We start from the raw sequence: 20,445 nt of genomic DNA, 5'->3' as shown, positions 1-20,445 counted from the left end.
GGGAGTGACCAGCCAAGACGATCCCGCACTCGCCGTCCGTCAGTCGCGGCACTCCGTTTGGCGCTCACGTCGAACCCCAACCCCGCACAGCTTCTCCGGCGACATCCCGAAACCGCCGAACCGTGTGAGCCCACCGGTAACGCGCGGCCCGCTCCCGCGCGGCCTTCCCCATCCACTCCCGGCGCTCCCCCGAGAGGGCGAGCGCACACCACGCCGCGGCGAACGAGGACTCCCCCCGAGCCAGCACCCCGGTCTCCCCGTCCACCACGGAATCCCGCAGCCCGGGCACATCGAAGGCGATGGCCGGCGTCTCCCGGACGGCGGCCTCGGTGACGACCAGCCCCCACCCCTCGACGGCCGACGGATGCAGCAACAACCAGGCCGCACACAGCAACCGGTGCTTCTCGCCCTCGGAAACATGCCCGGCGAACTCGACACCGGGCCCGGCCAGAGCCTCCAGCCGGGCCCTCTCGGGCCCGTCGCCGACGATCACCAGCCGCCCGCCGGTCACGGGCCGCACCCGCTCCCACAGCCGCAGCAGCAGATCGATCCGCTTGTACTCGACCAGCCGCCCCACGGCCACGAACAGCGGCTCGGCGGAGCGCGCGGCCCGCGGCCCCGGCTCCTCGACGCCGTTGTGGACGACCCGTATCCGCTCCCGCTCCACACCGATCGAGCGGAGCGCGCCGGCGGTGGAAGGGGAGACCGCGACCACGAGATTGCGACGCTGCGCACCGGTCAGCGCCCAGTGTTCGAGTCTTCGGCCGAGCCGCGCCGCCGGCGCCAGCAGACCGCCGAACCGCAGCTGCCACAGATCGGTGTGCACATGGTTGACGAGGCAGAGCGTGGGCCCGCGATGCCACAGCGGCGTCAGATACGGCATGCCGTTGCACACCTCGACGAGCAGGTCGCAGTCGCCGACCTGGCGGGCGAACGTGGATCTGGCCCGCAGATGATGGCTCAGGTCGCCGCCGGCCGACACGACCCGGTAGTCGCGGACGGCCGCGGGGCCGCCGCACAGCAGGGTGACCTGGTGGCCGAGTCGGGTCAGGCCCTCGGCGAGCCGGTCGACGAGGAGCTCGGAGCCCCCCGCTGCCGGATTACCGAGGTCACGGCGGGCGAGGAAGACGATGCGGCGTGGCGGTGGGGCGCCCGCCGCCTCGTGCCGGACGCCACGCGGGAACGTGTCGACCAGCGAGAACGGCACGTGCTGGGGCATGGGTGCTCCAACTCGTCTCGGGGTGCGGAACTCAGCGGGGGAGAGAACTTCGCTGTGGGGGGTCGTTCCAGTAGGGGTCGTTCCAGTAGGGGTCGGTCCAGTCGCAGGGAATCCGGGGCGTATGGGCGAGGTGTGGGCGGGCTGTGCTCAGGTGGGGTGGATAGTTTTCGCCGAGCGGTTCGAAGCTGCTACTCACCGGCGTGACAATTTCCGGGGTTTGTTGAGCTGACGCCCTGTCACATCGTGATCGGCTCCTGGGACGACTCGGACGTATCAGGGCGCCGCCTGCCCCGTACGACCAATACGGCACCCGTCGCGGCGAGGGCGAAACCGACCACAGCGGCACCTATCGGCACCGTGCGCCCCACCAGTCGCAGCAGCCCACTGTCCTTCTCGGCCTGGTCGACGGCGAATTTCTGGGTCGCCGGGGTGAACGCCAGCTTCCGCGCGTCGAGCAGTACCGCCGCGTCCTCGTTGCCGCCGGGCGCCCGCAGGGTCCGGCGCGGCCCGGTCTGCGCGTAGAGCACTCGCCCTGTGCTCTGGTCGACGACGAGTTCGATGCCGTGGTTGGCGTACCACTCCTCGGCGAGCACCTGTGGCCGGGTCGGCTCGTCGACGAGGGCGCCGGGGACGAGGCGGGTACCGGTCTTGGTGGCCGGGACCTTCGCCGTGAAGCGCAGTCCCTCGTAGCCGCGGATCTTCTTGCGGTCCTTGTAGTGGAGCGTGACCGTCGCGCCGAGGGTGTTGTCCCACCAGCGGTAGGAGCGTTCCTGTACATCGAAGGGGAACTTCAGGTACGCCTCGCCCTCGATGTACGGCTTCTCGTCGCAGCAGTGGACGGGCCGGTTGGTCCTGCGGTCGCTGACCCAGCGGTGCGGGGTGAAGTCCAGCGCGTCGTGCGGATCGGCGGCCGGCAGTGTCTTGTCGGTGTCCACCGTGGTCGTCACGTCCCAGACGGCGGCCCCGCTGCGCTCACTTTCGGCCACGTCGCCGCGTACCCGCTGGGTCACGGTGATCTTCTGGTCCGGCACGGTCTTCACCTGCTCCACGTCGAAGACGCTGCCCGTGCCGGTGTAGACGGCGGTCGTGTCGATGTCGATCGGGTTCACGGCGGCCCGTGGCTCCACGTACCACGCGAGCAGGGGCGCGAGCACCAGCAGGAAGGTGCCGAGACCCAGCAGAACCAATGAGAAGGCGACCGGAAGGTGCGGCCCGAAGGGCCTCGATGAGGGGTGGTGGTCGGGCGACGGGTGGGCTGTACGGCGCATCCGGGCACTCCAGGGGCGTTGGGAGGTGCGACTCGGGTAGGCGTGCGTGGGGTCGACACCGAGGAGGGGGCTGTGCGCGTGCGGCAGGGGCCGGAAGGCACCCATGTGAGGGAAGCCGGAGGGCACCCACTTGGGCCGGGAACCGTAGGCGGAGTCTTGACGCAGTGTCAATGCATTGCTGACACTGGGCCGGAGCCGGCGGCCTGGGCGGGGCGCCGGCCCAGGGTCCGTCAGGAGGTCCCGTCGCGAAGCGGGCGGGAGTCGCCGGACAGACTTGGGGACCATCGGACGGTCCCGGTCGGTGCGGGGTGCCCGGGTGGGGGACGACCTTTCGACAGAGAGGCTGACCCTGCGATGTCCAGACTGCTCGCCGCCGCGCTGACCATGGTGGCCGCCGCCGCGCTCGCCGTGGGGGCCGCGCTCGGCGTCGTCGCGCTGCTCGACGCGACGCCGGACCAGCCGAACACCCCGCTCATCACCTACGAGAACGCCGGCCAGGAGCGCTGAGACGTGACCGGGCGCCCGGGAACCGTCACCGTCCGCTCCGCCTGGCACGATGTGCCGCGCCTCCAGGTACGGCAGTTCGCCGCGATCGCCATGGCCGAGGCCCCCGCCCTCGCCGAGGAGATCCTGCGCGAGATCCGCCGCGAATACCCCCACCTGCCCCTCGTCCTCGACGACTCCGGCGAACCGATGGCCCTCATCGGCATCCGCCGCGCCATCGAGGTCTTCGTCCAGCACCTGGAGACCGCCGAGGGCCGCCCCCGCGTTCCCCCCGGTGTCTTCCAGGAGTTCGGCCGGGGAGAGGGGCTGAACGGCCGCAGCCTGGACTCCCTCCAGGCCATCTACCGTCTCGGCGTACGCCTCGCCTGGCGCCGCTTCGCGGACATCGGGCAGCGGGTGGAGATCCCGCCGCCCGCGATGTACGAGCTCGTCGACGCCGGATACGAGTACCTGGACGGCCTGGTGGACCAGTCGGTGCGCGGCTACGCGGAGGCGGCGGCCCGGCAGGCGGGCGAGCGGCTGCGCCTGCAGCGCCGGCTCATGGAACTCCTCCTCGCCGAGCACCACCGGGGCGACCCCGCCGACGCGCTCACCGAACGGGCGGCCCGGATCGGCTGGGCCCTCCCGGAGAAGGTCGCGGTCGGCGTGCTGCTGCGCCCCGCCCGCGAGGCCATGGCCCCGGCCGTCGGCCAGGGCGTCCTCCTCGACATGGAGTACGAGCAGCCGCGCATGGTCGTCCCCGAGCCGGACGCCGCCGGCCGCCCCGAACTCCTCCACCGCGCCCTCACCGGCTGGTCCGGCGCCATCGGCCCGCCCGTACCGCTGGCCGAGGCGGCGAAGTCGCTGCGCTGGGCCGAGGCCGCCGTACGGCTGATGGAGCGGCGCCTACTGCCCGGCGGGGAGGTCCTGCACTGCACCGAGCACACCGAGGCCCTGGTCCTCCTCCAGCCGGAGGAACTGATCGACGACCTCGCCCTGCGCTGCCTCGCCCCCCTCGCCCACTGCGGCCCCACCCATGGCCGCCGCCTCGCCGAAACCCTGCTCGCCTGGCTGGAGACCCGCGGCGGCGCCCCCGAGGTCGCCACCCGCCTCGGCGTCCACCCCCAGACCGTCCGCTACCGCCTCCGCCAGATCCGTGAGCTGTGGGGCGACGAGATAGACGACCCCGACCGCCGCTTCGAACTGGAGCTGGTCCTCAGGGCCCAGCGCCTACGCGGCGAACTGGGCGACCCGCGTTCCCGCCGCTGACTCTTCGCCCGCCCACCCGTCTCGGTCGGCTGGAAAGCGGAGGACAGCCGCGCCCCCAAGGGGCGCGGTCAGGCTGTTCCCCCGTCACAGAGCGCACCCGACCATTGCCCGCCCGCATCCCGTTGACTAGCCTGTGTTCGTTATGCCGATCGTCTGTTGAAATTTCGAACAGACTCACAGAGACAAGGGAGGGGGCCGACCGTGGGACGCCTAGTACCTGCCGTGACCCGGGCGCTCGACATATTGGAGCTCTTCCTCGACGGGGACGGCACACTGTCGGCCCCCGACATCGTGCGCAAGCTCCAGCTGCCGCGCACCACGGTGCACGAGCTGGTCACCACGCTCGCCGCCCGCGCGTACATCGTGCCGGTGCAGGGCCAGCCGGGACGCTACCGCCTCGGCGTCCGCCCGTACCAGCTCGGCAGCCGCTACGCCGAGCAGCTGGACCTCGCCGCCGAGGGCCAGCAGGTCGCCCGGTCCGTGGCCGAGACCTGCGACGAGACGGTGCACGTGGCGATCCTGGAGTACACGGACGTCATCTACATCGCCAAGGTCGACTCCACGCACGCGGTCCGCATGGTCTCCGCCGCCGGCCGCCGCCTCCCGGCGCACTGCACCTCCGTCGGCAAGATGCTCCTCGCCTCCCTTCCCGAGGCCGAGCTGAACGCCCGTATCCCGGACAACGCCGATCTGGTCGCCATGACACCCAACAGCATCACCGACCCGGCCGCCCTGCGGGAGGCCCTGGCGCGGATCCGTGAGCGGGGTCTCGCCGTGGAGAGCCGGGAGTCCAACCCCGATGTCTCCTGCGTCGCCGCCCCGGTCCGCGACCGCGCCGGCAAGGTCGTCGCCGCGCTCTCGATCTCCGTCCCCATGATCCGCTGGAGCGACGAGCGCCGTATCGAGCTGGAACAGCTGGCCGTCAAGGGCGCCGCGGAACTCTCCGAGCGCCTCGGATACCGGAGCGTGGCATGAGCACCTACGAAGTAGCGGTACGGGAGTACGCGACCCTCGGCGAGGGTCCCACCTGGGACGCCGAAGCCCAGCGGCTGATCTGGATCGACATCCTCGGCTCCCGCGTCTACACGTTCGACCCGGCCGACGGCCGCCGCACGGTCCTCGTCACCGAACAACACGTCGGCGCCGTCAAGCCCCGCGCCGGCGGCGGCCTCGTCCTCAACCTCCGGGACGGCGTCGGGCTGCGCGACGCCGACGGCGGCTTCCGGTGGCTGCACCACGAGCCCGTCCCCGGCCGCCGCGCCAACGACGCCGCCGTCGCCCCCGACGGCTCCCTCTTCGCCGGCACCATGCGCTACGACGAGGCCCCGGGCGGCGGCACCCTGCGCCGGATCACCGGCGACGGCACCGTGACGCCGATCCTCGACGACGTCGCCGTCAGCAACGGCACCGGCTGGAGCCCCGACGGACGGCTGATGTACTACATCGACTCACCGACCCGCCGCATCGACGTCTTCGACTACGACGGCCACCTGCCGGTCGACCGGCGCCCCTTCGTGACGATCGAGGAGGGCGCCGGCTTCCCCGACGGCCTCACCGTCGACGCCGAGGGCTGTGTCTGGGTCGCCCTGTGGGAGGGCGGCGCCGTCCGCCGCTACACCCCGTCCGGCGACCTGGACCGCGTGATCGACCTCCCCACCCCCCGCCCCACGGCCTGCGCCTTCGCCGGCCCCGACCTGACCGACCTGTACATCACCACGGCCCGCGTCGGCACGGACACACCGCACCCCCTGTCGGGCTCGCTGCTGGTGGTCCCGGGCGCGGGCAAGGGCCTCGCCCAGCCACCGTTCGCAGGCTGAACCCCGGCCGCCATCTCCTCCCCCCGCTTCAGCCTCAGCGGGGGGAGGACGCGCGCGCCGAGGTGGCCGCGAGGGTGCGTACCGCCTCGATGTCGGCCGTCCGGCGGAGCATCCGCGACACCGCCTCGATGTCCTGGAGGAGATCGGAGGTGGCGAACGGCGGGGCGGACGCCGTCGGCCCGTCGACGGGCGACCGCCTCCGCGCGGCCAGCGCGTCCTGGATCGTGATCGCGGCGGCCAGGGCTCTCGCCCGGGCCGGGGTGTGGCCGAGGGCGAGGGCCGCGTCGTACGAACGGCGGCGCAGGTCCTCGTCGAGGTGGCGGCCGAGCTGGAGCAGGGCGTCGCGGATGAAGGTCTCGCGGCGGGTGAGGCGCAGCTCCGCCGGGGCGCGCAGGGTGAAGGGGACGCCGGGGCCGCCGGCGGTGCGGGTCAGCAGGTACAGGGGGCGCAGCCGCCAGAGGCCGACCCGTACCCGCCAGCGGTCGTGCAGATACTGGCCGCCGTGCGGAAGGATGAAGCCGACCGCGACGAAGATGGCCGCCACGGCGGCCACCGGCGGCGCGAGATGGGTGCTCAGCCAGTCCAGGTCGTGCCCGGTCCAGCGGGCGACCAGCGCCGTGAGCTTCGCGGCGTCGAACACCAGGTTGAGCGCGTAGCCGATGCCCAGCGCCTTGAGACCGCCGCGCAGCCACAGGTCGAGGCCGTTCACGCGGACCCAGTCGCGGATCAGCCGGTACGTGATCACGCAGGCGGCCGTGTGCGCGACCAGGTAGAGAAGGATCTCCTCGCGCATGAAGGGCGTGGTGGCGTAGTACGTGTCGAGATCGCGCAGCCGCTCCTCGTCGACGTCGGCCAGCGCGAACAGCACCCACAGCAGGACGATCACCGACGCGTACACGGCGACGACCCGGCGCCGGGCCCGGCGGGTCGTCGCGGAGCTGTCGGGCGGGCCGTGCCGCCAGGCGACGATCAGCAGCAGACCGGACGCGCAGAACGCGGTGATCAGGGAGTACACCCAGGGCGCGGCGATGTTCGGCACCCCGGCGACCCGGTTGGTCCACGCGATCGTCGACGGCACCGCGAACACGAACACACAGCAGGCGAGCAGCAGCAGCCCGCCGACCGCGCGCAGCAGCGGTTCCCGCCACAGCTTCACGATGCTGGGCAGCTTGATCATCAGGGCGGCGGTCAGCACGGCCGTGGGGATCCAGAAGGAGATGTACAGCCCGCCGAAGAAGTCGGCGGGACTCATGGCCCCCGTCGTCGTCACGGCCACGGCGGCTCCTCTCATCCGCGGGGCCTGCGACAGCCCAGGGACGCCTGGATGGCCCGCCCCACGGGGTCGGCCGGGTCGACGGGACCGCCGCCGCCCGGCCCGGTGTCCACCCAGGCACGGAAGGCGGTGGCGAGGAGGTGCCCGAAGTCCTCGGCCTCCCGCTCCTCGGAGGCGTGCGAGCCGTTGCGGGCCGCGATCGGGGTGCCGCCCTGCTCGAACGCGGCCGACAGCTTGGGGGAGAGCGCGGACCCGCGCCACCCCGCACGCCCGGACAGCGCGATCGCGGCGGCGTCGGCGCCCTTCACATGGTGATGACAGTGCCCGGCGTGCATGTGCCACAACTCATGGCCCAGGATGACCAGTTGCTGCACCGTCTCCGCCCGCTCCTCGACGATCACCAGGTCGAAGTCCGGGAACTCCATCCACAACCCCGTGACCTCGAACTCGTCCGGAAACCGCTCGAACCGCAACTCCACCGGCCGCCCACCCCGCCGGGCGCTCATCTCCGCACACAGCGCCGCCCCCAACTCCCGTACCCCGACGGGCGCGTCCAGCCTCGCCCGCACCGCCTTGGCGAGCCCGACGGTCAACTTCCGCATCTCGGCGGAGGACCGAGAGGGCGACAACGCCGCCCGCGCCCGCGCGGCGACCCTCCGCAGACCGCCGACCTCCGCCGCGCCCTCGCCGCTCATCGCCCGGGTCCCCCCTCCTCGGCCCGACCCTATGTGGCCGCTGCGGCCCGACACCACAAAATCCAGCGGTCGTTGAAGATCGGCCGACCGAGAGCGGGAGAGCGACCAGCCACGTACAACCCGCACGCGCCACTCGTCGTGCACGGCGGACGCCCGGGCACCCGGCCCCCATTGACGCGCCCTGACTTCGACCCTAGCGTCCCGTTCGATGTAACGAGCGCCATCCGTAATGTCGAACGACGAAGGGCTCCCATGTCCCGTACCGCCCGCTTCACCCTCGACCCCGCTTTCACGGTCGGCGAGGTCAACCCCCGACTCTTCGGCTCCTTCGTCGAACACCTCGGCCGCTGCGTCTACACCGGGATCCACGAGCCGGGCCACCCGACGGCCGACGAGGCGGGCCTGCGCACCGATGTGCTGGAGCTGGTCCGGGAGTTGGGCGTCACCACGATCCGCTACCCCGGCGGCAACTTCGTCTCCGGCTACAAGTGGGAGGACTCCGTCGGTCCGGTGGAGGACCGCCCCCGCCGCCTCGACCTCGCCTGGCGCTCCACCGAGACCAACCGCTTCGGCCTCTCCGAGTACATCGCCTTCCTGAAGAAGATCGGCCCCCAGGCCGAGCCCATGATGGCCCTCAACCTCGGCACCCGAGGCGTCGCCGAGGCCCTGGAACTCCAGGAGTACGCCAACCACCCCGCCGGCACGGCCCTGTCCGACCTCCGCGTCGCCCACGGCGACAAGGACCCCTTCGGCATCAAACTCTGGTGCCTGGGCAACGAGATGGACGGCCCCTGGCAGACCGGCCACAAGACCGCCCAGGAGTACGGCCGTGTCGCCGCCGAGACCGCCCGCGCCATGCGCCAGATCGACCCCGGCGTCGAACTCGTCGCCTGCGGCTCCTCCAGCCAGTCCATGCCGACCTTCGCCGCCTGGGAGGCGACGGTCCTGGAGGAGACGTACGACCTCGTCGACTACGTCTCCCTGCACGCCTATTACTGGCCCACCGACGGCGACTACGACTCCTTCCTCGCCTCCGCCGTCGACATGGAGTCCTTCATCGAGAACGTGATCGCCACCGCCGACCACGTGGGCGCGAAGCTCAAGTCCAAGAAGAAGATCAACCTCTCCTTCGACGAGTGGAACGTCTGGTACCTCCAGGAGTGGGAGGACTCCGCGAAGGAGAACCCGCTGGACTGGCCGGAGGCCCCGCGTCTGCTGGAGGACAACTACAGCGTCATGGACGCGGTCGTCTTCGGTTCCCTGCTGATCGCGCTGCTGCGGCACGCCGACCGGGTCACCGTCGCCTGTCTCGCCCAGCTCGTCAACGTCATCGCCCCGATCATGACCGAGCCGGGCGGACCCGCCTGGCGGCAGACGACCTTCTTCCCCTTCGCGCAGGCCTCGCGGTACGGGCGCGGTCAGGTGCTCGACGTACGGGTGGACTCGCCGACGTACGAGACGAAGAAGTACGGGGAAGCGGCGCTGCTGCATGCGACGGCGGTGCGGGCCGACGACGGGGCGGTGACCGTTTTCGCGGTGAACCGCAGCCGGGACGCTGCGCTGCCGTTGGAAGTGGTGCTGAACGGGCTGGAGTTGAGCCGGGTTGTCGAGCACAGTGCGGTTGCCGATGCCGATCCTGACGCGCGGAACACGTTGGAGGAGCCGGAGAGGGTGGTTCCGCATGCGGTTGAGGGGGCGGTGCTTCGGGACGGGGTGTTGAGCGCGGTTCTTGAGCCGCTGTCCTGGAATGTGATCCGGCTCGGCTAGGAGCTCGGTCGAGACCGTCTGTCGCCGACTGCGGGTCGTTCGTGGTTGCTCGCGCCCACGCGGCGGAGCCGCATATCCGCCTCGCGCCCCTAATGGGGCGCGGGGTGCTGGGCGGCGGTGCCAAGCAGGCGACAATGGCCCCATGAGGATCTCTGCGCGGGCGGACTACGCGGTACGGGCTGTGTTGGAGTTGGCCGTGCGGCAGGAGGAGGGGCCGGTCAAGGGGGAGGTCATCGCCTCGGCGCAGGAGATTCCGCACAAGTTCCTGGAGGGGATCCTCGGGGATCTGCGGCGCGGGGGGCTGGTCACCAGCCGGCGGGGTGGGAGCGGGGGATACCGGCTCGCCCGCGACCCCGGCGAGATCACCGTCGCCGACATCATCCGTACCGTCGACGGGCCCATCGTGTCCGTACGCGGCGAGCGGCCCACGGGGCTGACCTACACTGGTTCCGCCGAACCCCTGCTGCCCCTCTGGATCGCCCTGCGGGCCAACGTCCGCCGCATCCTGGAGGGCGTCACCGTGGCCGACATCGCGGCCGGTGCGCTGCCCGAGCCGGTGAAGCAGCTGGCGGCGGAACCGGCCGCCTGGGAGAACCCGTAACCGGTGGGCAGCCGGTGACCGTGTCCCCGTGGCGGAGCGAACCCGCACCGGATCGTTATCTCGTCCTCAGCCTTTCCTCAGTTCGGTCCCGTACTGTGGCCCGGCCAATCCCTACTCAGCCGGTGGGGAAGCTAGGAAAGGCGGGACGAACTCGATGCGGACGCTGGTACTGCTCGCGCTTGCGGGTCTGGGCGCCCAACTGGTGGACGGCAGCCTGGGCATGGCCTACGGGGTCACCTCGACGACGCTGCTGCTCGCCATGGGCACCAACCCGGCCGCGGCCTCGGCCACGGTCCACCTCGCCGAGATCGGTACGACGCTGATGTCGGGCGCCTCGCACTGGCGGTTCGGCAACGTGGACTGGAAGGTCGTCACCAGGATCGGTGTGCCGGGCGCGGTGGGCGCGTTCCTGGGGGCCACGGTCCTGTCGAACCTCTCCACCGAGGTCGCCGCGCCGCTGATGTCGCTGATCCTGCTCGGTCTCGGCCTCTACGTCCTGTCCCGCTTCACCCTGCGCGGACTGCCCAAGGAACGGCTCGGCCAGCCGTTGCGGAAGCGGTTCCTGTCGCCGCTCGGCCTGGTCGCCGGCTTCCTGGACGCCACCGGCGGGGGCGGGTGGGGCCCGGTCGGGACGCCCGCGCTGCTGGCCAGCGGCCGGATGGAGCCCCGCAAGGTCATCGGCTCGATCGACACGAGCGAGTTCCTCGTCGCGGTCGCCGCGAGCCTCGGCTTCCTCTTCTCCCTCGGCTCCCAGGGCCTCGACTGGGCCTGGGTCGCCGCCTTCCTGCTCGGCGGTCTGATCGCCGCCCCCATCGCCGCCTGGCTGGTCCGTCTGGTCCCGCCGCGCGTCCTGGGCTCCGCGGTCGGCGGCGTCATCATCGCCACCAACGTCCGTACGCTGCTGAAGAGCGACTGGATCGCGGCGTCGGGCGCGGTGAGCACGGTGGTGTACCTGGCCGTGTACGTGCTCTGGGCGGCGGCGTTGACGTACTCGATCCGCGCCCACCTGAGGGAGAAGGCGGCGCTCCCCGCGCCCGAGAGGGGCACAGGGAGCGCCGCGACCGGCCACGACGCCGAGTCCGCGGTCGTCGAACCGGCCGGATCGCGCAACCTCTGACGCGTATCGGCTGTCAGTCGCCGCTGTCGACGCCCACGGTCAGCGTCGCCTTGAAGCCGTCCGACACGCCGCTGCCCAGCGCGGTGAGCGTCAGCAGACCACTGGACGCGCCCCCGTCGTCGTAGATGCTGTCCTCCGAGAGGAGCGTCTCCCTCGTGGTGTTCTCCGAGTACGGGGCCAGCGCCTGGATCTCCGCGTTGATCTCCTCGTCGAAGAAGAGCTGTCCGGTGTGGATGACCTCGCCGCCGGTGTAGGAGTCGTCGGTGAGGGTGACGTCCGTGTGCACTCGCATATGGACGTGGGTGCAGCGGGAGACGTAGTGGCCCGGCCAGATCGAGGTGATGCTGCACTGACCGTTCTCGTCGGTCATCTGCCCGCCGCGCAGGAAGGTGCCGTTGTCCTCCTCCTGGTGGCCGTTGCCGCCCACGAAGCCGGAGTACTCGCCGAGGTGGTCGGCGTGCCAGATCTCCACCAGGGCGCCCGCGAGCGGGGCGCAGTCGTTGGCGACGTCGACGACCGTGAAGGTGTACTGGACCTCGAAGCCCTCCTTGTCCTCCCGGATGTCCTCGCGGACCAGGGCGCCGTCGAGGGAGTACGGACCCTCGGTGACCTCGGCGTTCAGGACACAGACGCTGCTGGTCGAGGAGGACGACGACTCGGACGACGACTCGGAGGTCGAGGAGGAGTCGGCGGTGGTGCTCGACGCGGTGCCGCTGTCGGTGGTGGCCGCCGCCAGGCCGGCCGCCGCGAGCCCGCCCACGGCGGCGACCGAGGCACCGCCGATGAGGACCCGGCGCCGTTGGACGCTCTTGTCCCGGCGGTGTTTGCCGGTGGCGTCCTGCGTGGAGGCCTGGTGTGCGTTCTGGGGTGTGGTGTTCTCCGTCATGTGCATGAAGTTAGGAGCGCATCTGAAGAGAACCTTTATGTGCTGCTGTGAACGCGCTGGGGATGTATCTCTCAACTACCGGTGATTACGGCCCAGTTGGGACACTCTCCGTGTGTCGACCGGAGTGGAACCGTCGGCCCGGCGGCTCACCTCAACCGCATCGCCAGCGTCACCGCGGCGCCCTCGCCCGTGGTGTGGGTCGTGACCGTCAGGCGGTCTGCGACCAGGTGGGCGAGCCAGAGGCCGCGGCCGGGGCAGTCGTCGGTGAGGCCGGGGAGGAGTTCGGGGATGGCCGGGACGAAGCCGGGGCCGTTGTCGGTGATACGGCACTCCAGTTCGTCCGGGAGCCGGCGCAGTTCCAGCCGGCCGTGGCCGCCGGCGTGCTCGACGGCGTTGGCGGCGATCTCGCTGACGGCCAGCGTGAACTCGCCGAGCCGCACCCCGCCCAGCCCCGCCGCGGCTGCCGTGTCCTCGACCTGGGCCCTCACCCGGGGCAGGTTCTCTTCGGTGAAGTGCCGTTTCAGCAAGAGCTTTTCGGGGGTTTCGACGGAACCGCCGCCGCCGGGATCGCCGGTGCGGCCGGTGCCACGGGTGCCGCCGGTTCCGCCGTCTGTCTCCCCGCCCGACATCGTGGCCGCCTCCTCTCGGTAGGGGTCGATCGGTCTGGGCGCGGGGCGCCGGGCGTCAAAGGTGAACTGCCGCACCTCGCCCACGCTAGCCGCGCTCGCCCGATCAGTACCCAGGAGATCGAGAGCGCATCGTGCCTGGTCGCAACCGTATGAATACGACCGGAGTGCGATCGGTTTCGACCGACCTCGGCTGATCGGTTCACGCCGCCGATCACGAACCCGGAAACGCCGAAACGCCGAAACGCCGAAGTACCGCAATGCCGCCGCCCCCCCTCCCGCACGGTCTGGGAGGGAGGCCGGGGCCTCTCCGGGCGGGGAGATCCGGCAGCGGAGCCGGAAGGGGCTACGTCAGCTCGACTCCACCCCCACCGTCAGGGAGCCCGCGTAGCCGGCCGACGGGGAGCTGCCCAGTGCCGTCAGGGTGAGCAGGCCGGAGGCGGCGCCCCCGCCGTCGTAGATGGAGTCCTGGGCGAGCGTGGTGCGGGGGACCGTGTTGGTCGAGTACGGCGAGAGCGCCGCGACCCTCCTGGTGACGGCCTCGTCGAAGTAGAGCTGGCCGGTGTGGAGCTCCTGGCCGCCGGTGAACGAGCCGTCGGGGGTGAGCGTGACGTCCGTGTGCACCTTGAGGTGGATGTGGATGCACCGGCCCCGGTACCAGCCGGGGTAGATCGTGGTGATGGTCGCGACGCCGCTGGAGTTCGTCAGCACACCGCCGCGCAGGAACCGGCCGTTGTCGGGCTCGTTGTGGCCGTTGTTGCCGACGAAGCCGGAGTACTCGCCGAGGTGGTCGGCTTGCCAGACCTCGACCAGGGCGCCCGCGAGCGGCGCGCAGGTGTCGTCGTCGACGACGGTGAGGGTGAGCCGGAGCGGGATGCCGGGCTTGTTCTCGGTGATGTCGGCGCGGACGAACTGTCCGTCGAGGTAGTAGGGGCCTTCGGTCATCTCCCTCGTGAGGGTGCAGACCGCCGCGGCGGCCACCGGGGCGGCGTCCCCGGCTCCGGCCGTCCCGGCCGCGGGGGCCTCGGATGTGGCGGCGGCGCCCACGGCCAGGGTGGCGGCGGTGGCGCCCGTGGCGATCAGTACGGTGCGACGTCCGATCGAAGATGCCTCTGGAGGCATTGAGGTGTCTGTCATGAACACGACAGTAGAGCGGAATCTGTCGGTCGGACGGCGGTCGAAAAAAGTGAGCGACCGTCAAGTATCTTCTCAGTCAGGCAAGTTGATCGGCATCAGTGGCGACGCCAACGCCACCCGTCGCCCGTGCCGTCGCGGCGTTCCTCGTACCGCTGGGTCGCGTCGAGCACGCCGTAGCCGTACCGCTCCGGGTCCTCGACCGGCGCCATCCGGTCCCGCCCCGCCACGCACCGCGGGTCGTCCCGCTCGGCCAGGCCGAACACGGCCATGACGCGGACGGCCTCGTCCTCGTCCCCGAATCGCTCGGCCAGCGCGTCCCTGAGGGCGGGGTGCGGGTCCGGGTGCTCGGCGACCGTGACGACCGCCGAGCACCGGACCGGCGTCGACGGGTCCCGCATGAGCGCGCACAGCGCCTCGCGCGCCGCCGGTGAGAACGGCTCCCGGCTCTCCAGGAGCCCGGGCACGATGCCGCGCACCTCGGGGTCCGCATGCCCCGCGAACCTCAGCCCCACGGCCTCGTTCCGGGGGTCGTAGTACTGGACGAGCCCGACCAGCACGTTCGGCAGCACCAGCGGGTGCCGCTCCTCCTCGACCCAGGCGGCGAAGACGTCGTACGCGCGGTCCTCGTACGGCGACGATGCCCAGGTTCCGTCGTCGGGCACGTACCGGGTCGTGGTGTGCGAGAACAGTACGTCCATGGCGAGGAGCCGTCGGATGTGATCGGGGTGGGCGCGCAGGGCGAGGACGGCGGACCAGGTCTCGTCGTCCCAGCGGCAGCCCAGCGTGTTCGAGACCTGCCACCGGACCATGTGATCCCGGTCGGGGAACGCGAGCGCGCGCGTCACCAACTCCTCGAACGGGGTACGGATTTCGAACTGCTCCTCGCACCAGGTCAGGATCGCCGCGTGGCCGTCCCGGACCGTCACCCCGCCGAGGGTGATCTCCTCGCAGTGGTGGTACTCGTCGTCCATGACCCGAGCCCGCCCGGCGGGCCCGCTCGCACCGGTACGACGACGCAGCTCGGCCTCGGCTCCGGCCTCGTACCAGCGCCGGGCGAGCGACAGCACCGCTTCCCGCTCCGCGGGCGAGAGCGGCTTCTCCAGGTCATGGAAGACGGTGGAAACGAGGTCCGCCGATCCGCCGTCGACCGCACGGAGCAGATCGTCGACCGTCACCCGTGGAACATCCGGTTGACACACGGTCACCCGGTCGTCTCCGCGATCGACTCCAGTACGGTCCGGGGGTTGCCGTCCGGCGCCACGGCCTGGCCGATCCGCCGGCGGATCGCGGTGGCCACTTCGGACCAGTTGGTCTCGGCGACAGGGTAGAGCTGGAGGTTCCGGAGGGTGTCGAGGCCGTTCCACAGGGGCTCGTGCTTCTTGTCGGCGCGCATGGCGTCGGCGGCGGACACGGTGACGGGGAGCAGTTCGTACTCGGTGGCCTGCTCGGTGACGTACTTGTCGCCGTAGAGGAAGTCGAGGAACTTCCCCATCGCCTCGCGGTGTTCGTCGTTCTTGAAGGCGATGACCCAGTCGGCGGTGCCCATGGTGGGGGTGGCCTTGCCGTTCCTGCTCGGCAGTGGGACGGAACCATAGGGGACGGACTCGGAGGAGTCCTCGATCCGGCGGATCAGCGACAGCGGGCCGTTGACCATGGCCGCGTCACCGTCGAGAAAGGCCTGGACGGCGGTGCCGCGGTTCAGCTCGCCGGGTGGGACCGGGCCGGTGAGGCCCTCGCCGACCAGCTTGTCCCTGAGCCAGGTCAGCGTTCTCACATTGGCGGCGGAGGCGATGTCGTAGCTGTTCGTGCTGTCGGTGTAGCCGCCGTCGCCGGCCAGCAGCCACATCAGGGTCTCGGCCTCGGCCTCCTCGGGGCCGAGCGGCACGGCGATCGGATACTTCACGCCCAGTGCCTTCAACGCCCGTGCGGCGCTGAGGAGTTCGTCCCAGCTCTTCGGGGGTTCGACACCCGCTTGGGCGAACAGGTCCTTGTTGTAGTACAGCAGCCGGGTGCTCGCGGTGAACGGCAGCCCGTACTGGCGCCGGTCCAGCTCGCCGGCGTTCTCGAGGCTCGGTACGAAGGAGGCCTCGACCGGGACCGACAGCACCTCGTCGGCGCTGTAGAGGAGGCCGTCGGCGGCGTACTCCGAGTAGCTGTCGGACTGCACGATGTCGGGTGCGTCGCCCCGCTCGACCAGTTCGGCGACCTTCTCGTCGATCTCGCCGGGGTCGTAGACCTTCACATCCACGTCGATGTCCGGGTGTTCGGTGCTGAAGGCCAGGGTGACCCGGCCCCAGAACCCCTCGGAGTTCTTGTGGACGCTGTCGCCGTAGTTGGTCGCGACGACGGTCAGCGTGACCGCCCCGGCCTCCGGGTCCGAGTTCCCGCCGCATCCGGACAGCCCGGCCACGAGCCCCAGCGCGGCCGTGGCCGCCGACACCATCCGGGCCTTGTGACGCACGGTTCACCACTTCCAGCCGAACCTGAGACACGTGAGTACATGGGCTTGGCCTCGCACGCACGCGTACGCGAAGGCTTGATCGTAGAACGTGCGCTCGTGCGGTACGGGGCCCGTGGCATTGCGTTTCGATTCCAAGGCTGTGACACGGGTGGCCGGGACGGCTTGACCGGGACGGCCTGTGGACGACAGGAAGTACGGATTCGGCGCCTGTGTCGTTCAGGTCGCGAAATGGAACGACAAGAACCCGTCATGGAACGACAAGAGCCCGTCGGACGCCGGGCGTCCGACGGGCTGTCACCCAGGTGAGGCCTACGTCAGTTGGTCACCACGAGCTTTGTCGGGAAGCCGACCCTCCTGGCCTGCTCGTACAGCTTCTTGATGTCGGTCGGGCTCATCTTGATGCAGCCGGCGGACTTGTAGTCGTTGTTGCCCTCCCAGCGGTCCGCGTCGTCCTTCCCCGGAGTGTTGGCGCCCTGGCCGCCGGTCCTGGTCATCTCGCTGTGGATGAACAGCTCGGTCCGCCAGGTGCTGTTGTTCTTGCACTTGGTGTCGTTGAGCTGGAAGGCGTAGCCCTTGATGACGCTGCCGTTGTACCTCGTGAACCAGTTCTTGATGGTGTACGACTTCGTGGGCAGCCAGCCCTTCATACGGGTGCACTCGTTGGTGCTGACGCCGGAGCCGGCCCGGAAGGACGCGATGACCTTGTTGGTGCCCGACTGCTTCAGGTACAGCCGCGAGTTGGTGTTCGTGCCCTTGTCGAAGTGCAGGTAGTAGCCGGAGGCCGCGGCCGACTTCGTGCTCTCCGGGGCGGCGTGCGCCGGGAGCGACGCGGTGCCGGCGAGCCCGGCGACGGCGACGACCGCGGTCGCCACGGCGGTGATACGCGTACGTGTGCTCAAGGTGTCCCCCATGTTGTGTCGCTGGTCCCGCGTGCGTAGCGGGTGTTCGTGTGTCACGGCGGTCACGCGAATCCCTTGTGAAGGAGCTGCGCTGCGCCGGTGACCTGGCTATGACATTGGTCCGTAGGCTTTTCAGGAACCTTTCAAGTTCTTTGAAGGGCGAGGCAGTCACCGGAATTCGGGGGGTTCGTGGTGCTGGAGTTCGCTGTGCTCGGAAGACTTGGGGCGTATCGGGGCGGAACGGGAGAGGCCGCCGGTTCTCGGGGGGAGGCGGTGGATCTCGGTACGGCTCGGCAGCGGGCGGTGCTGGCGGCGCTGCTCGTGAACACCGGATCCCCGGTGACCGTGGCCCAACTCATCGACCGCGTCTGGGCGGACAGGCCGCCCAAACGGGGCGCCGACGCGCTCTACACGTATCTCTCCCGGCTGCGCCGGGTGTTGGGGGACGACGCCGGGATCGTACGTGGCGGGGGAGGCTTCGTTCTCACGGTCGAGCCTTGTGCGGTGGACCTCCACCGGTTCCACGAGTTACTGGCCGAGGCCCGCCGGGCCGCCGACCCGGCGACCGCGGCGGGCTGCCTCGAACGGGCGCTGGCCGTCTGGCGGGGCGAGCCCTTCGCGGGCCTGGACACACCGTGGTTCAACGCGCTCCGTGTCGCCCTGGAGTCCGAACACCACGTGGCCCAGCTGGACCTGACCGACTTACGGCTGTGCGCCGGGCGCCACGGCGAGGTGCTGAGCACGCTGTGCGTACGCACCGCCGAGCATCCACTGGACGAGCGTCTGGCGGGCCAACTCATGCTCGCCCTCGCCCAGTCGGGCCGCACCGCCGAAGCCCTGGAGCACTACCGCACCACCCGCGACCACCTCCGCGAAGAACTCGGCATCGACCCCGGCCTGCCCTTGCGCCGCCTCCACGAACAGATCCTGACGGGCGAGGTGGAACCACTGTGGGCGCCGCTCGGGAGGTGGGCGGTGGTCCGGCGGCGGGGAGTGACGGGACGGCGACGGGGAACGCGCGTCGCCGAGCGACGGGGGGAGAGGGCCGAGCGGCGCAGGTCGGTGGTCCAGCAGCGGGACGCGGCGGCCGACCGGCGACGTCCCGGTGAGTGATCGGTCCAACCTCCTTCCGGGCCGGCTCCGGCGTCAGCACCAACGAGTGAACCGCTCTCGGGCGGGCCCGGGCGCAACAATCTCCACCCGAACCGAACGGAGGGTCGGCGAGCACCGAGGGGCGGTGAGCACCGAGGGGCGGTGAGAACCGGGGGTGGAGAGAGCTGCCGGTCGTCCGGTCGGTCGGCCGGTCGGTCAACGACGAACGCCCCCAACAGGCGCCCTGTCCAGGCCTGTCGGGGGCGTCTCCACGTTCCGGTATCAGCCCACCTGGTTGTACATCGCCCCGGCCGCCGGCCAGCCCTGGGGCTCGTCCACCGGTTCCGGCTCCGTACGACCGCGTACCTGGGCCGCGGTGAGCCCCTGGGCGGCGCCCATCGCGCGGCGGCCCGCGGCGGCGGCGGCGAGGCCGGGCATACCGGTCTGGGCGACGGGCTGGAGACCGGGCGCCGGCATCGCGGCGGCGGGCGTCGGCAGGGGAGCCGGTGTCGGCAGGGGGGCAGGCGTCGGCAGCGGTGTGGGTATCGGCGCCGGAGCGGGAGCGGGAGCGGGAGCGGGCGCGGGAGCCGGCGCGGGGGACGGGAACTGCATGGAGGAGGCCGGTGCCGGGGCGGGCATGCTCATGGCCTGCGCCGCGAGGCCCTGCATCCCGGCGCCGTTGGTCTCGCTCATCAGTCTGTCCACGGCCGCCGTACCCGAGCTGTAGCTGGTCCCGGTGCCCAGCTCAGGTACGGCGGCTCCCCTCCTGGACCCGTAGAGAACCGACTCCAGGCCTGACACCAGGCGACGCACGTCTACCTGGGGCCGGACCACGAGTCGCAGGAAGCGACTGGACGAGCCGACCTTGTTGCCGCACTCGCGGACCAGGATGCGGTGCTCGGTGAGGAGCCGGTCCCGGACCACGGTGCCCTCGGCGCCCACGGGCAGGCGCACGAAGAGGAAGTTCCCCTGCGACGGGTAGACCGTCAGCCCGGGGAGGGCGGAGAGCTGGCGGGCCATGTCCAGCCGGTCGCGGCGGACCTGGTGCAGGCTCTCCATGTACTCGGCGCCGTGGTTCTTCAGCATGAACACCACGTGCTCGGCGAAGGAGTTGAGGTTCCACTTCGGCAGCATCGAGCGGACCTTGCCCGCCAGCGCCGGGTTGGCGACCAAGTAGCCGAAGCGGATGCCGTGCAGACCGAAGTTCTTGCCGAGGCTGCGCAGCACGATGACATTGGGACGCATCACCGCGTCCTGGACGGTGCTCGGCTCGGACTCGGCGTCGGCGAACTCCAGGAACGACTCGTCGATGACGATCAGGTCGAGATCGGCCATCGCGTCCATGAACTGCACCAGCGCGTGCCGGTGCAGGAAGCCGCCGTCGGGGTTGTTCGGGTTGCAGATGACGGCGACCCTCGTACCGCGCTGGCGGATGAACTCGGCGTACTGGGCGAGGTCCAGGGCGAAGCCGCTGGACTCCTGGAGCGGGAACATGTCGACCCGCTTGCCGGTCTCCATCGGCTGGTCGGTCCAGCGGCCGAAGGTGGGGACGGGGACGGCGAGGGACTCACGGACCAGCAGGTGGTCGATCCAGGTGATGAGCTCGGTGGAGCCGTTGCCCATCGCCACGCACTGCGGCGGCAGTTGGAGGAGATTGCACAGCTCGGCCGTGATGGTGTCGGCGCTGCTGGGGTAGTACGTGATGATGTCCCGCAGCCTGCTCGCCATGTCGTCGAACATGGCGGGGGTGGGGAAGTAGGGGTTGCACGGGATACAGAAGTCCACCGGACCCACCCCGTCGCCGCCTTCGCGCGTCAGCGCCGCCATCGAGGGGC

At 70.9% G+C, this 20,445-nt stretch carries 19 protein-coding genes; 8 read left to right on the top strand and 11 right to left on the bottom strand.

Translation table 11 applies throughout. From position 1 onward, the window contains the following. Positions 1-64: 64 nt before the first annotated feature. Positions 65-1,219 carry a glycosyltransferase family 4 protein gene (locus STRIP9103_RS09900; protein ID WP_009306827.1) on the bottom strand — a complete coding sequence of 385 codons (1,155 nt, stop codon included), beginning with the start codon at positions 1,217-1,219 and terminating at the stop codon, positions 65-67. Between the two features lie 236 nt (positions 1,220-1,455). Further along, positions 1,456-2,487: a PorA family protein gene (locus tag STRIP9103_RS09895; RefSeq protein ID WP_009306800.1), complete on the bottom strand. Its 1,032-nt coding sequence runs from the start codon at positions 2,485-2,487 to the stop codon at positions 1,456-1,458. A 354-nt stretch (positions 2,488-2,841) separates the two neighbouring features. Here STRIP9103_RS09895 and STRIP9103_RS50595 point away from each other — a divergent pair, with 354 nt between their 5' ends. From STRIP9103_RS50595 to STRIP9103_RS09880, 4 genes are all read left to right on the top strand, one after another. Further along, the gene (locus tag STRIP9103_RS50595) at positions 2,842-2,994 is read left to right on the top strand and encodes a hypothetical protein (protein WP_009306761.1); all 153 of its coding nucleotides are present in this window, start codon (positions 2,842-2,844) and stop codon (positions 2,992-2,994) included. Positions 2,995-2,997: 3 nt separating this feature from the next. Continuing rightward, positions 2,998-4,239, top strand: a complete 1,242-nt coding sequence (locus STRIP9103_RS09890) for a helix-turn-helix domain-containing protein (protein WP_009306724.1) — start codon at positions 2,998-3,000, stop codon at positions 4,237-4,239. Positions 4,240-4,440: 201 nt separating this feature from the next. Continuing rightward, positions 4,441-5,214, top strand: a complete 774-nt coding sequence (locus tag STRIP9103_RS09885; RefSeq protein WP_009306728.1) for an IclR family transcriptional regulator — start codon at positions 4,441-4,443, stop codon at positions 5,212-5,214. Then, the gene (locus STRIP9103_RS09880; RefSeq protein WP_009306751.1) at positions 5,211-6,056 is read left to right on the top strand and encodes an SMP-30/gluconolactonase/LRE family protein; all 846 of its coding nucleotides are present in this window, start codon (positions 5,211-5,213) and stop codon (positions 6,054-6,056) included. Before STRIP9103_RS09885 ends, STRIP9103_RS09880 begins: the two co-directional genes overlap by 4 nt. A gap of 34 nt (positions 6,057-6,090) precedes the next feature. Here STRIP9103_RS09880 and STRIP9103_RS09875 read toward each other — a convergent pair whose 3' ends face one another. Beyond that, positions 6,091-7,347, bottom strand: a complete 1,257-nt coding sequence (locus tag STRIP9103_RS09875; protein ID WP_086019246.1) for an MAB_1171c family putative transporter — start codon at positions 7,345-7,347, stop codon at positions 6,091-6,093. Further along, a complete protein-coding gene (locus STRIP9103_RS09870; protein WP_009306834.1) occupies positions 7,344-8,024 on the bottom strand; it encodes a hypothetical protein in 681 nt (226 codons plus the stop codon). Before STRIP9103_RS09870 ends, STRIP9103_RS09875 begins: the two co-directional genes overlap by 4 nt. A 252-nt stretch (positions 8,025-8,276) precedes the next feature. Between STRIP9103_RS09870 and arfA the strand changes: the two genes are divergently transcribed. The 3 genes from arfA to STRIP9103_RS09855 all read left to right on the top strand — a co-directional run bounded on the left by arfA (position 8,277) and on the right by STRIP9103_RS09855 (position 11,509). Continuing rightward, entirely contained in the window at positions 8,277-9,791 is a 1,515-nt protein-coding gene (arfA, locus tag STRIP9103_RS09865) for an arabinosylfuranosidase ArfA (protein ID WP_009306781.1), read from the top strand. Between the two features lie 142 nt (positions 9,792-9,933). Beyond that, positions 9,934-10,392 (top strand): RrF2 family transcriptional regulator, encoded by a 459-nt coding sequence (locus tag STRIP9103_RS09860; RefSeq protein WP_009306810.1) that lies wholly within the window; start codon positions 9,934-9,936, stop codon positions 10,390-10,392. A 154-nt stretch (positions 10,393-10,546) separates the two neighbouring features. Next, on the top strand, positions 10,547-11,509 hold the full coding sequence (locus STRIP9103_RS09855) for a sulfite exporter TauE/SafE family protein (RefSeq protein ID WP_009306726.1): 963 nt from the start codon (positions 10,547-10,549) through the stop codon (positions 11,507-11,509). Positions 11,510-11,522: 13 nt separating this feature from the next. Here STRIP9103_RS09855 and STRIP9103_RS09850 read toward each other — a convergent pair whose 3' ends face one another. From STRIP9103_RS09850 to STRIP9103_RS09825, 6 genes are all read right to left on the bottom strand, one after another. Then, complete coding sequence (locus STRIP9103_RS09850) at positions 11,523-12,395, bottom strand: intradiol ring-cleavage dioxygenase (RefSeq protein WP_048820006.1); 873 nt, start codon at positions 12,393-12,395, stop codon at positions 11,523-11,525. Positions 12,396-12,541: 146 nt separating this feature from the next. Beyond that, positions 12,542-13,024 (bottom strand): ATP-binding protein, encoded by a 483-nt coding sequence (locus tag STRIP9103_RS09845; protein WP_009306746.1) that lies wholly within the window; start codon positions 13,022-13,024, stop codon positions 12,542-12,544. A gap of 348 nt (positions 13,025-13,372) precedes the next feature. Continuing rightward, complete coding sequence (locus STRIP9103_RS09840) at positions 13,373-14,158, bottom strand: intradiol ring-cleavage dioxygenase (RefSeq protein ID WP_048820015.1); 786 nt, start codon at positions 14,156-14,158, stop codon at positions 13,373-13,375. Positions 14,159-14,253: 95 nt separating this feature from the next. Then, entirely contained in the window at positions 14,254-15,333 is a 1,080-nt protein-coding gene (locus tag STRIP9103_RS09835) for a HEAT repeat domain-containing protein (RefSeq protein ID WP_048820005.1), read from the bottom strand. Positions 15,334-15,359: 26 nt separating this feature from the next. After that, entirely contained in the window at positions 15,360-16,619 is a 1,260-nt protein-coding gene (locus STRIP9103_RS09830) for an ABC transporter substrate-binding protein (protein ID WP_009306748.1), read from the bottom strand. A gap of 314 nt (positions 16,620-16,933) precedes the next feature. Continuing rightward, entirely contained in the window at positions 16,934-17,518 is a 585-nt protein-coding gene (locus STRIP9103_RS09825; RefSeq protein ID WP_141583325.1) for a L,D-transpeptidase, read from the bottom strand. A gap of 273 nt (positions 17,519-17,791) precedes the next feature. Between STRIP9103_RS09825 and STRIP9103_RS09820 the strand changes: the two genes are divergently transcribed. Next, positions 17,792-18,631 carry an AfsR/SARP family transcriptional regulator gene (locus STRIP9103_RS09820; protein WP_048820003.1) on the top strand — a complete coding sequence of 280 codons (840 nt, stop codon included), beginning with the start codon at positions 17,792-17,794 and terminating at the stop codon, positions 18,629-18,631. Between the two features lie 261 nt (positions 18,632-18,892). Here STRIP9103_RS09820 and STRIP9103_RS09815 read toward each other — a convergent pair. Continuing rightward, on the bottom strand, positions 18,893-20,445 hold a 1,553-nt coding region (locus STRIP9103_RS09815; RefSeq protein ID WP_009306741.1), incomplete at its 5' end, for a pyridoxal phosphate-dependent aminotransferase.

The sequence above is a fragment of the Streptomyces ipomoeae 91-03 genome (genome assembly GCF_000317595.1).
Lineage (GTDB): Bacteria > Actinomycetota > Actinomycetes > Streptomycetales > Streptomycetaceae > Streptomyces > Streptomyces ipomoeae.
The sequence above is the reverse complement of the archived record's forward strand: the minus strand, read 5'-3'. Positions and strand labels throughout refer to the sequence as shown.